The organism is Pedobacter yonginensis (assembly GCF_003173595.1).
In the GTDB taxonomy this organism is placed as follows: domain Bacteria; phylum Bacteroidota; class Bacteroidia; order Sphingobacteriales; family Sphingobacteriaceae; genus Pedobacter; species Pedobacter yonginense.
Map to the genome: position 1 here is coordinate 448,111 of NZ_QGNZ01000004.1, position 12,032 is coordinate 460,142.

A 12,032-nucleotide genomic window follows, 5' to 3' on the forward strand; every position below is an offset into this window, starting at 1 on the left:
TTGACAAGCTTAGGATGAAGCGAGTTGATTATAAGCGTAATAAACCGTAAATTCGCAAAATTTTAGTACAATAAATACATAATACATTGGATATATTTGATAAGATAGCAAAGCACATGGGGCCACTTGGGCAACACCAAAAATGGTCTCATGGATATTTCTCATTTCCAAAATTAGAGGGAGAAATTGCGCCACACATGCAGTTTAAAGGAAAAGAGCATTTGGTATGGAGCTTAAACAATTACTTAGGCTTAGCCAATCACCCAGAAGTTAGAAAGGCTGATGCAGAAGCTGCTGCTCAATTCGGTATGGCTTACCCAATGGGCGCCAGAATGATGAGCGGTAACTCCAAATATCACGAACAGCTGGAGCAAGAGCTGGCTGAATTTGTAGGCAAGCCTGATGCATTCTTATTAAACTACGGTTATCAAGGTATGGTGTCTATTATCGATACTTTGGTAGATAGAAACGATGTTATTGTTTACGATGGTGAATCTCACGCCTGTATTATTGATGGCTTACGTTTACACATGGGTAAAAGGTTTGTGTATCAACACAATGATATTGATAGCGCCAAAAAGCAATTAGAGCGTGCTACAAAACTAACCAATGAATCGGGAGGCGGAATTCTTTTAATTACCGAAGGTGTATTTGGAATGAGTGGAGCTCAAGGTAAGTTAAAGGAAATTGTTGAATTGAAAAAAGATTTCAATTTCCGTATTCTGGTTGATGATGCACATGGTTTTGGCACAATGGGTAAAACCGGAGCAGGAACGCACGAAGCACAAGATTGTATTGAAGGTATTGATGTTTACTTCGGAACCTTTGCAAAATCAATGGCGGGAATTGGTGCTTTTGTTGCCTCAACTGAGGAAATCACAAATTTCTTGAGATATAACATGCGTTCTCAAACCTTTGCAAAAGCATTGCCTATGCCAATGGTAATGGGTTTATTAAAGCGTTTAGAATTGCTAAAAAGCAAACCAGAATTAAAAGATAAACTTTGGGAAATTGCAACTACCTTGCAAAAAGGATTGCGGGACCGTGGTTTTGATTTAGGAGTAACCAATTCGGTGGTGACCCCAGTTTTCTTAAAAGGAGAATTATCTGATGCCACTGCAATCACTTTTGATTTACGTGAAAATTACAGCATTTTCTGTTCAATCGTGGTATATCCGGTTATTCCAAAAGGAATGATCGAATTAAGATTAATCCCAACTGCGGTACATACTTTAGAAGATGTACAACGTACATTGGATGCCTTTAGCGAAGTGGCTACCAAGCTAGAAAATGGATATTATAAAGAAAATTTGTTTGCAACTGTTTAAGTAACAAACAAATCATAAAAGCCCTTTAAACTTGTTTAAAGGGCTTTTGTATTTTATGGATATTTGTAAAGAACTGATTAATAGCGGTTTATTTGGTTATTTAAGCTTTAAAATGTTTATAAAAGCACGAAATGTGGAAAAAAACCATTTTAAGGGCTGTTTTTTCTAATGCTAAAAATTTTTTTATACCGTTAAACCGTTTAAATTAGAGTAAGATAATTAAAACTTAAACATTAAAAATTATAGGAGTAATTAAAAATGAAAAAATTTGAAGAAGTAAAAAATTTAGTTTCAGCTTTGGAAGCTGACGCAGATAAGTTTTATAATAAAGGGAACAGCGCTGCTGGAACCCGCGTTCGCAAGGGAATGCAAGATTTGAAAAATTTAGCTCAAGCGATTCGTTTAGAAGTGCAAGACACTAAAAACAAAGCTTAAACTATTGATATAATATTTGAACCAAGCAAAAGGCTTTTAGAATTTTCTAAAAGCCTTTTGCTTTTGAGGATAAATGGTTTTTTTGAAAAATGGTCGTCGCTTAAGTTTAATCTTTAAGCAAATTGGCTTTGCTTTTCAATTTCGGTAACGATTGCTTGGGTTAATGCCGAAGATGCTTTTACCAAAGGAAGTCTAACCGTATCACCACAAATATTCAAATGCTTTAGAGCGGCCTTAACGCCAGCAGGGTTGCCTTCTGCAAATGCCAGCCGGGTAAACTCTACTAAACTTAAATGCGCAGGCAAAGCAGCTTTAAAATCGCCCGCCAGGCATTGTCTAATCATATCAGAGAACTGTCTTGGTAAGGCATTTCCCACAACAGAAATAATTCCTGAAGCACCAAGGGCAATCATCGGTAGAGTAATTGGATCATCGCCAGAAATCAAAAGAAAATCTTCAGGTTTATCCCTCATAATCTGGTTAAACTGGTCAAAATTCCCGCAGGCATCTTTAATTCCGATAACGTTTTTGAAATCATGTGCCAAGCGGCAAATCGTTTCCGAACTCATGTTACTAGCCGTACGCCCTGGAACGTTGTACAACAACAAATCTAGTGGAGAGCTTTCAGCAAGATATTTATAGTGCTGATAAATACCCTCTTGAGTAGGTTTATTATAATACGGACTAACCGATAAAATGGCACTATATCCAGTGGCGTCAAATTCCTGGATGTCGTTTGCAACGGCCACAGTGTCATTTCCGCCAATTCCAGCAACAAGCGGTAAACGGTTATTGTTAATTTCAGCAGTAAAAGCCCACACCTTCTTCTTCTCCTCTTTGGTCATGGTAGCGGTTTCGCCGGTTGTACCTAAAGAAACGAGATAATCTATCCCTCCATCAACCAAATGATTAATTAGGTTTTTTAAGCCATCATAATCAACTGATCCATCTGTGTTAAACGGTGTAACGAGCGCTACACCTGTACCCTGAAATTTGTTCATTATATATCAATTGTTTTTTGCCTGGAAGCCTTTGAAGGCAACAAGGTGTTTATCTTTTCTGAATTATAAAACTAATTATAGTTCAACTTATTCTTTTATATCAATCGCGAATTAAATAAGCTCATTTAACATGAGTTCGGGATGACAAAACGAGCTTTAAATAGCTAAGGCCCCGAAATGAATTCAGGGCGACGAACGGTTTATAGCGATTTTTTAAACTAACCCACCATGCACACTTCCGTCATGCTGAATTTATTTCAGCATCTTAAAGGATATTAATTTCCTTTGGTCATTCCCTTTTTTTAAACCACAAAAGCAACGAAAGAAAACAAAAGTTTCATTCTCTTGCTTTAAACTACTGCCTTTAATCTTCCCGTTTTAACCTTTCCGCTTTATTCTTTCCGCTTTAACCTTTCCTCCTTTAGTCGTTCCCCTTTAGCCTTTCCTCCTTTAGTCTTTCCTCTTTTAGCTTTCCCCCTTTAGTCTTTCCGCTTTAGTCTTTACGCTTTAACCTTTCCCCTTTAGCCTCTTATTTAATCATTTCCAATAAATCCGCGTCGCTTATAATCGGCACGTTTAGTTTGGTAGCCTTTTCCAATTTAGAGGGACCCATATTATCTCCAGCAACCAAATAATTCAATTTTCCTGAGATACCACTCAGAATTTTACCGCCATTCGCTTCAATCAAATCTTTCAATTGTTCACGACTGTAGTTTTCGAAAACGCCCGAAATTACGAATGTTTTTTCAATAAGTTTATCACTCGCCAGCTCAATTACAGTTTCTTCAATTTCAAATGCCAATCCAGCTAATTTTAGTAATTCTATCTGCCTCATATGCTCTGGATTTCCGAAATACTCAACGCAGCTCTCCGCTATCCGTTGCCCAACCTCGTCAATGGCAATTAAATCCTCAACTGTTGCTTTGGATAGGTTATCGATATTTTTAACTCCAGCAGCTAATTTTTTGGCAACCGTTTCGCCCACATACCGAATGCCTAAACCAAACAGCACTTTCTCAAAAGGCATTTCTTTCGATTTTTCTATCCCGCCAAGCATGTTTTCTATAGAGCGTTCGCCAAAACGATCAATTGTTTTCAACTGATCAGATTTTTGGTATAAGGTATATAAATCACTAATGTGGTTAATCAATCCACGCTTAAAAAAAGTTTCAATCGTTTCGTCACCAAGTCCATCAATGTTCATCGCTTTGCGAGATATGAAATGCTGAATTTTGCCTACAATTTGTGGAGGGCAACCCTCATCATTAGGGCAATAATGCACTGCTTCACCCTCTTTTCTAACCAATTCAGTTCCACATTCGGGGCAGTTGTGCAAATAATGAACCTTGCTTGAGTTTGGCAAACGCTTATCCAAATTAACCTTGATAATTTTTGGAATAATTTCACCACCTTTCTCTACAAAAACGGTGTCGCCCTCATGCAAATCTAAGCGCTCTATTTCGTTTGCGTTGTGTAGTGTTGCCCGCTTTACCGTTGTACCCGCAAGTAAAACAGGTTTCAAGTTTGCAACGGGCGTAACAGCACCAGTGCGCCCAACCTGATAGGTCACTTTTTCTAAAACGGTTTCTACTTCAGCAGCCTTGTATTTATATGAAATTGCCCAACGTGGCGATTTCGATGTAAAACCCAATTCTTGTTGCTGGGCGTAGCTGTTCACCTTAATTACAATGCCGTCAATATCATAACTTAATTTAAAGCGCTCACTTTCCCAATGGTGGATGAAGTGAAGTACATCATCAATTGTATTAACCAATTTGTTGTGCTCACAAACATGAAAACCCCAATCTTTTACCGCCTGTAAGCTTTCCCAATGGGTTTTAAAATCATTATTGTCGGTATATAAAAAATATATAAAACCATCTAAAGGCCGTTTCGCTACCTCCCTGCTATCTTGCATTTTAATGGTGCCAGATGCAAAGTTTCTTGGATTAGCATATTGGATTTCGCCAAGTTCCTCTCTCGCTGCATTCAACTTTAAAAAAGCAGCCTTATGCATAAAAATCTCCCCACGGATTTCAAAGTGCTCAGGTGCCTCCACCGTTTTAATTTGATGGGGGATGGTGTGGATTGTTTTTACATTATTAGTTACATCATCGCCCTTAGTACCATCGCCACGCGTAACCGCCCGAACAAGTTTGCCATTTTCATAAGTTAAACTAATGGATAAGCCATCAAATTTAAGCTCACAAACGTATTGAAAATGATCACCTATCGCTTTGCGAATGCGTTCATCAAAATCCCGTAAATCCTGTTCATTGTAAGTATTCCCCAGCGAAAGCATTGGGTACTTATGTTTTACAGTTATAAAGTTTTTGGTAATATCGCCTCCAACACGTTGGGTAGGGGAGTTAGGGTCGGCAAACTGAGGGTTGGCTTTTTCCAGCTCGTTTAAATGTGCCAGTTTTTTATCAAATTCATAATCTGCAATGGTCGGCATGGCCAAAACATAATAATTATAATTATGTTGGTTAAGCTCCGAAACCAAGGCATCCATTTCATCTTTTACCGTTAATAGCGACATACAACAAACTTAGATAAAAATGTTCTTTTTTCACTTATACAAGTGCGAGTTTTAAGTGCTTTTTCTGCTTTTAAATGGATTAAACCGTATTTAGTAGCCTGTTATGGTTAAAAAAAATAAACATTTTGTAAATCTACGCTCAGCATTTTATTGGTATCTATAGCCCTTCTTTCCGCTCCAATCTTTTTTGCGAAAAACAAAAAAGGATTTCGCTGCAATAAGGTTTATGAATAATGGCATCTGCACTACCCGCAGGTTTTCAGGCAAACGATTAAATCAATTTGCTTTCAATTTCGTCGAAAATATCCATAAAATCTCGTTCCAAAATATTTTTGAAAATGCCGAGTTGTAGGGTTAGTTCATTTAGCTTTTCCTCCTTCAAACTTTCTGGCCATAAGCGCATGCAAATTCTATTTAAGGCATAACTCAAGTTCTCCAATTTTTGGTAGCTTAATAAGTATTTACTACTAATAAAGCGATCTAAAAAGGCAAAAAATTGAGCTGGATTACTGAGATTACAGTGTTCAAGAAAATCGCTCAAAGAATCCGTTTTAACGGCACTAAGCTTATCATAAAAATGATGAACTTGGATTAAATTATGTTCAATCAAAAGGTGATCCAATAAAAGTTCGAGGCCTATGTGCGCCAAAAAAGAAGGTCTAACTGGCGTGTGCTCCACAACAGGGATAATCAGAAATTTTAATTCTGTAGTTTTTTCCAAGAAAAAGTTTGAGGAATGAAATAACAAATCTACAGCCAAATGCCTTTTCCATCCATACAATAAACTTTCCTCATCGGGATTTCCTGTAAACAGAAATTCATTTTTTTGAGGATACAAATTGGCCTCTTTCGATGCGTTCTTAATCAAATCTGGAAGAACAGTTCCCATTACAACATGTGCATCAGCATTTAATCGATCGAAATAGTAATGGGACAAAAAGTTCATGTTGCAAGGTAATATTAAAATCAAATGTAGAAAACCCCTCCTTAAAAATATTAGGAATAGGTATGAGGAGAAATCCTTGAAGTTTGATGTATTCACAAATTTAGTTCTAATTTCGAAGATCTCTCCATTTCGCTGCGCTTCAATTAAGAGGACGGATCCTTTGCACGTCATATTGACCATAGTTTAGGAATTACAGAATGTAGCTGGATAACAAATACAAAGTTCAGTACTTGGGAAAACATTTCCGAAGAAGATGGGATGCATCTTTACAAATAACCTCATTTACATCCCAAACCCCGCCAAAGCTGATGTAAAATCCCGATTAACTAATTTTGCTATAAACTGTGCTAAAATTTTATCTTTGCACGCACAATAATTAATGTGTTTGTACAATGACGAATTTTGTTGAAGAGTTAAGGTGGCGTGGCATGCTGCATGATATTATGCCGAATACTGAAGAAAAGTTAAATGAAGGTATGACCTCTGGTTATATCGGATTTGACCCAACCGCAGATTCGTTACATGTTGGGCACTTAACCCAAATCATGACCCTTATCCACTTTCAAAATGCTGGCCATAAGCCTTATGCGTTGGTTGGTGGTGCAACAGGAATGGTTGGAGATCCCTCTGGGAAATCAGACGAACGTAATCTGCAAACGCCGGAAATGGTTGAGCATAACCTTGCCGGAATGAAGCGCCAGCTGGCTAAATTTTTGAAATTTGAAGATCAGGGCAATGGCGCTGTAATGGTTAACAACGCAGATTGGTTTAAAAACATGAATTTTTTAGACTTTATCCGTGATGTTGGTAAACACATTACCGTAAACTATATGATGGCAAAAGATAGCGTTAAAAAACGCTTGGAAGGCGATACAGGTATGTCATTCACCGAATTTTGCTACCAGCTTGTACAGGGCTTCGATTTCTACTACCTATGGAAAAATCACAATTGCATGGTGCAAATGGGTGGTTCGGATCAATGGGGCAATATCGTAACTGGAACGGAATTAATTAGGAGAAAAGACAGTGGAACGGCTTATGCTATTACCACACAACTCATAAAAAAAGCCGACGGTACAAAATTTGGAAAAACGGAGAGCGGAGCCATTTGGTTGGATCCAGAAAAAACCTCACCATACAAATTCTACCAATTTTGGTTAAATGCATCAGACGATGACGTTAAAAAATGGATCAGAATCTTCACCCTAAAAAGCAAATCAGAAATTGAGGCACTGGAAGAAGAGCATAATGCAGCTCCACACCTTAGGATTTTGCAAAAAGCTTTAGCAGAAGATATTACAGTAAAAACGCACTCTGTAGAAGCCTTAGAAACAGCCATTAAAACATCAGAATTTTTGTTCGGAAACGGCTCCTTAGACTTTTTAAAAAGCCTTTCAGAACATCAGGTTATGGATATTTTTGAGGGAATTCCTCAATTTAAAATTGATAGATCGGAATTGGATGCTGGAATTGACGCCGCAACATTGCTAGCCGAAAAATCCACCGTTGCCTCATCAAAAGGTGATGCCAAAAAGTTAATTCAAGGTGGTGGCGTGGCAGTTAATAAAGAAAAAATTGCAGAGCCATCACAGCTTTTCAACGCTGAACATTTATTAAATGATAAATTTATTGTGGTACAAAAAGGTAAGAAAAACTATTTTCTACTCATTGCCGAATAACCTTGTTAAAATTTTTATCCTAAAGCCTCGATTTGATTGAGGCTTTTTTTATTTGTTAAGGATATTGAATTTTTATTGCTTAAAGTTCCCTCAACAGGGATTGAGGATGAATGTAATTTTATAATAAAATGTGAATCATCCTTTGGTTAAGGAACTTAAATTTTCGAGGTTAAGCCTTTCAGTTTTGACAATCGGCTATTGTAATTATTGAACTAACAAGTTACAGCCTCTAATATCTGCATTATCAAAACGGCCTAAAACTTCAAAACTCCCATTGGGATTAATTCTACCTAGATCTTGTGTTGCAATAAACGAACAAGAATTTACATTAGCCAAATCAATCACGTTGATGCCACCAGTTTTACCGTTTGGAATTAAGGTTAATGGATCATTCACGTCTCGAATTAAAACTTTCATCCACTTTGGACAATTGAAAACACCCTCACCTAAAGAATAAGCTTGAGAAAGAAGTTCCGTCATGCCATATTCGCTGTGAATAAATTTGATCCCGAAACCTTTAGTGAGCTGTTCGTGTAGTTCGGCCCTAACCATTTCCTTGCGCTTTCCTTTCATTCCACCAGTTTCCATAACAATCAGATTTTCAAAATCTACGTCAAATTGTTCAATAAAATCCAGCAGAGCATAAGTAACGCCAATCAAAACTGTTTTCTGATTCTTTGATTTAAGTTCTTTAAGGGTTTGTAGCAGGTCATCGTGATTATACAGAAAATAGCCGCTTTTTGGGTGCTTACTTTTTTCAATTAAATCATTTACCATGTATATTAAGGAAGAACCAGCCCTTTGTTGGTAGGAGGGGAGTAAAGCTAGGAAACAATAATCTTCGATGTTGCCGTAAAACGCTTTAAAAGCCTGTAAATAACTTTGTTCATATAATTTTGCATCGATTACTTGATGCTGACTTTGAATCATGCCTGTTGTACCAGAACTGCTGAACACCACTTCAACAGGCTTGGTGCTGCTTAAAATGGTATGGCTCTTAAAAAAACCAATCGGCAGAAAGGGAATTTGTTCAATTTCAGAAACCGCTTCAATATTGATATGTAAATGATGAATATATTCTTTATAGACAGCGCAATGCGCTGCTTGGAATTTGAATATTTCTAGTGCAAGTCTTTTAAACTGCTCATCATTATCGATAGAAAAAATAGCTTCAGCGGTTATGTTCACAACACAAAAGTACGAAGGCTTATGCTATTTTCTCGTCAGTTTTTTTGATTAGCATCGCTTTGCGGAATTGGTAGCCACAATAACCACTTATGCCCGCTGCTAATCCGCTTAAAATTCCAGTTACCAGAAGTAATGCCCACCATAATTTAACGCCCGTCATTACCGCCACTCTGCTGGCTAGCACATTATCGTTAGGTAAACTTTTGAAAAGTGCATAGCCTATCCACAGTAGAAATATGGCTAGGAAGGATTGCCAAAAGGCTATTTTACCCGTTTTACCAATTATGCCACAAGTAGCAAAAGCAATAATGATGATAACCCACCACGGCGCAACCATTTGAAGTAGGAAACAAATAATTAATATAACGATGAATACCATTTTGCTATTTTGAAATTTTTAAACGTGAAATAATTGTACCCAATTGATCATCAGCAGATTGCATATAAAACAAATCGTAAAGTTTGCCATTGGCCCAAGTATCAACCATATTATCATAAAACTTACTTCCGGGATTGCCAGATTGACCACCAGGATATACCCCATGGCCTTTTGGTTTTTTGCCCAATTCGATGACCATTCTCCAAGAAGGGCCGTTGGTTTCGCTCAGCGCGTTAATGGTGCTTTTGGCACCACCAATCAGCAATACTTTTGACCCAAAGCCAGGAATTTTTGCCAAATGCGGAACATTGGTTTGTTTTACATTTGCCCAATTCCAATCTTTATTAATTGGCCCAAAGCGGCGTTCTAGGCTGTCGCAACTATACTTAAACGCTTCATTTACCAAATCGGCAAGGGTCTCTTTTTGACTGGTTTTGGTATTGTCGTACCATTTTGAGTTCGGTTCGTTGATGATCATTTCGACTGTACGATCTCTGGAAGGGTAGCGCATTGGGATGCCCTCAACCTCGAAATCGTCATTCCAAATATCAAAGCTTAAACGTTTAGTCCAAATTTCAAAAACGCTCGCCGCAATTTCTTTTGCATCATATCTTTTGTTCCACTTGCTTAGGTAAGAAAATGCTTCCTTTTGAGTGGCGTTAAGTTGTTCTGTATTAACTAAGGGCATTAGGGCTGGCAAAGCATTTTGAGCCATGATGCTATAGTTGTCGGTTTGCATTAGCCGGATGCTGTCTAGGGTGGCCTTAGTCATTGCGCTAAGTCGGTCGTTTATTCTCTTACCACGTTCGTAGGGTGAAAATTCCCAATTGATGTAATATGGATAGGTTTTATCGGTAGAGGATTGATTTGCAGAGCTCACAAAGCCTCGCGGTGGATTTTTAACTGTTGGATTTTGGTTGGGCGGAATCCAGCCCTGCCAGTCGTAAGCAGGATCTGTTCCATCTAAAATGAATTTACCCTGATCTTTCCATTTTAATGGGAACTTACCGTTCGGTGTGATGGCAATATCATTATCTACACTGGCGAAAACAAAATTTTGTGCAGGAGCCGTATAGAAAGTAAGGGCTTTGCGGTAATCATTGTAGTTTGTGCCACGATTTAAATAATAGAAGGTCATGAGTTCGTTCGATTCATCATGCGCAATCCATCTCAAAGCATCACCTACCGGAACATTATTGGCTTTTGAGTATTTTGGTTTCTGGAAATATACAACTGGGCCATGATGTGTATAATAAACAGTGTCAATCTCGTCTTTTCCGCCCCGTATTTTAATCGTTTCAAAGCGTTTAGTGGTATTGTTCCATTTATTGTTGTACCAATATTCGTTATGGGAGGCATCTTTAAATTTAATCTGATAAAAATCAAGCACATCTGCCGCAACATTCGTAACACCCCAGGCTATTTTTTGATTGAAACCAATAATTACCCCAGGTGCGCCTGGAAGAGAAACGCCATACGTATTAATGCCAGGTGCATTCAGTTGAATTTGATACCAAATAGAAGGCAAAGTTAAGTCTAAATGCGGATCGTTAGATAGTATCGGAAAGCCCGACGCCGTTTTAGAACCCGATAGTGCCCAGTTGTTGCTGCCAATTCCTTCTACTTTTTCCTTAGTTCTTACTTCGCCAGTTTGTGCATTTGTAAAACTTTGAGGCGTTTTCGGAATGGGTAGCGGAGAAAAATCCCACTTCGTTCCGACAGGAATGATTGGATCTTCGCGGAAAGGATAATCAGGGAAAAGGTCTTTAGTGATTTCAGGACCAAACTTTTTGAGGATGTTAGTCATATAAAATTCATCAGAGCCCATCGCCAAAACGGCCGACATTTGTTTCAAGAGTAGGGCGCATTTAACCGGTGTCCAATTTTCGGGCTTAAAATCCAGTATTTTGTATTCTATTGGGTAATTTGCATGTGAAAGGGTTTTGATGTAGGCATTAATTCCTTCCGTGTAAGCCAAAATCATTTCTTTAGATTTGGCATCTTTCATCATCCCCTTTAAAGAATTTTCGGCACCATAAACCATACCCATTCTGCGTTGATAGCGATCTACTTCAATAGCTTTTTCTCCAACTACCTCACTAATTCTGCCAGCGGCAAAGCGGGTTTGGAAGTCCATTTGCCAAAGGCGATGCATGGCCGTTACATAACCTTGCGCCAAATAAAGATCATGATCGTTCTTGGCAAAAATGTGCGGAATCATTCGGTCATCGAACACAATTTCAATTTCATCAATGGCGCCTTTAATCTTTGCCTTATGGTTAAACATAAAGTGGTTATTTTCGGCATTTTGCCAAAAACCCATAAAAGGGTTTAGAAATTTGAGGAGGGGTGGCGTACTTCCGATTTTTGTGTTAAATAGAAAAGCTATTGCTATGGGTATTATGATACAGAGAAGAGCCTTGATTTTATTCATAATGGTTAGCTAAAGATCCAAATCGTTTCTTTTTGAAGGATATATGCAAATTACAACAAAACTGCCTATCAAGCAAAATTAAAAATTTCAATAAAATTAT

General features: G+C 38.0%; 9 protein-coding genes. 3 read left to right on the top strand and 6 right to left on the bottom strand.

Going from position 1 to position 12,032, the window contains the following annotated elements; genetic code table 11:
* The first annotated feature begins 86 nt into the window (after positions 1-86).
* Both DHW03_RS16850 and DHW03_RS16855 read left to right on the top strand, forming a co-directional pair.
* The gene (locus DHW03_RS16850) at positions 87-1,328 is read left to right on the top strand and encodes an aminotransferase class I/II-fold pyridoxal phosphate-dependent enzyme (RefSeq protein WP_109927012.1); all 1,242 of its coding nucleotides are present in this window, start codon (positions 87-89) and stop codon (positions 1,326-1,328) included.
* 258 nt (positions 1,329-1,586) lie between these two features.
* A complete protein-coding gene (locus DHW03_RS16855) occupies positions 1,587-1,763 on the top strand; it encodes a histone H1 (RefSeq protein WP_109927013.1) in 177 nt (58 codons plus the stop codon).
* A 113-nt stretch (positions 1,764-1,876) separates the two neighbouring features.
* Here DHW03_RS16855 and dapA read toward each other — a convergent pair whose 3' ends face one another.
* The 3 genes from dapA to DHW03_RS16870 all read right to left on the bottom strand — a co-directional run bounded on the left by dapA (position 1,877) and on the right by DHW03_RS16870 (position 6,252).
* Complete coding sequence (gene dapA, locus DHW03_RS16860; protein ID WP_109927014.1) at positions 1,877-2,764, bottom strand: 4-hydroxy-tetrahydrodipicolinate synthase; 888 nt, start codon at positions 2,762-2,764, stop codon at positions 1,877-1,879.
* A gap of 529 nt (positions 2,765-3,293) precedes the next feature.
* Positions 3,294-5,306: an NAD-dependent DNA ligase LigA gene (ligA, locus tag DHW03_RS16865; protein WP_109927015.1), complete on the bottom strand. Its 2,013-nt coding sequence runs from the start codon at positions 5,304-5,306 to the stop codon at positions 3,294-3,296.
* A gap of 271 nt (positions 5,307-5,577) precedes the next feature.
* On the bottom strand, positions 5,578-6,252 hold the full coding sequence (locus DHW03_RS16870; protein ID WP_109927016.1) for an ACP phosphodiesterase: 675 nt from the start codon (positions 6,250-6,252) through the stop codon (positions 5,578-5,580).
* A gap of 392 nt (positions 6,253-6,644) precedes the next feature.
* On the opposite strand from DHW03_RS16870, the gene tyrS reads away from it, so the two are divergent.
* Positions 6,645-7,931 carry a tyrosine--tRNA ligase gene (gene tyrS / locus DHW03_RS16875; RefSeq protein WP_109927017.1) on the top strand — a complete coding sequence of 429 codons (1,287 nt, stop codon included), beginning with the start codon at positions 6,645-6,647 and terminating at the stop codon, positions 7,929-7,931.
* Positions 7,932-8,135: 204 nt separating this feature from the next.
* Here the strand turns inward: tyrS and DHW03_RS16880 are convergent, their stop codons facing one another.
* Genes DHW03_RS16880 through DHW03_RS16890 form a run of 3 tightly spaced genes read right to left on the bottom strand, consistent with a single transcriptional unit; the run spans position 8,136 to position 11,821 of the window.
* The gene (locus DHW03_RS16880) at positions 8,136-9,119 is read right to left on the bottom strand and encodes a LuxE/PaaK family acyltransferase (RefSeq protein WP_240618567.1); all 984 of its coding nucleotides are present in this window, start codon (positions 9,117-9,119) and stop codon (positions 8,136-8,138) included.
* A 19-nt stretch (positions 9,120-9,138) separates the two neighbouring features.
* Positions 9,139-9,498, bottom strand: a complete 360-nt coding sequence (locus tag DHW03_RS16885) for a hypothetical protein (protein WP_109927018.1) — start codon at positions 9,496-9,498, stop codon at positions 9,139-9,141.
* A 4-nt stretch (positions 9,499-9,502) separates the two neighbouring features.
* Positions 9,503-11,821, bottom strand: coding sequence for a penicillin acylase family protein (locus tag DHW03_RS16890; protein ID WP_317046819.1), 2,319 nt, complete (start codon positions 11,819-11,821; stop codon positions 9,503-9,505).
* Between the last annotated feature and the right edge of the window lie 211 nt (positions 11,822-12,032).

Excerpts from the sequence above, each read along its gene's own strand:
- DHW03_RS16855 (WP_109927013.1), top strand. The coding sequence starts at position 1,587 with ATGAAAAAATTTGAAGAAGTAAAAAATTTAGTTTCAGCTTTGGAAGCT.
- dapA (WP_109927014.1), bottom strand. The coding sequence starts at position 2,764 with ATGAACAAATTTCAGGGTACAGGTGTAGCGCTCGTTACACCGTTTAAC.
- ligA (WP_109927015.1), bottom strand. The coding sequence starts at position 5,306 with ATGTCGCTATTAACGGTAAAAGATGAAATGGATGCCTTGGTTTCGGAG.
- DHW03_RS16870 (WP_109927016.1), bottom strand. The coding sequence starts at position 6,252 with ATGAACTTTTTGTCCCATTACTATTTCGATCGATTAAATGCTGATGCA.
- tyrS (WP_109927017.1), top strand. The coding sequence starts at position 6,645 with ATGACGAATTTTGTTGAAGAGTTAAGGTGGCGTGGCATGCTGCATGAT.
- DHW03_RS16885 (WP_109927018.1), bottom strand. The coding sequence starts at position 9,498 with ATGGTATTCATCGTTATATTAATTATTTGTTTCCTACTTCAAATGGTT.
- DHW03_RS16890 (WP_317046819.1), bottom strand. The coding sequence starts at position 11,821 with ATGGGTTTTTGGCAAAATGCCGAAAATAACCACTTTATGTTTAACCAT.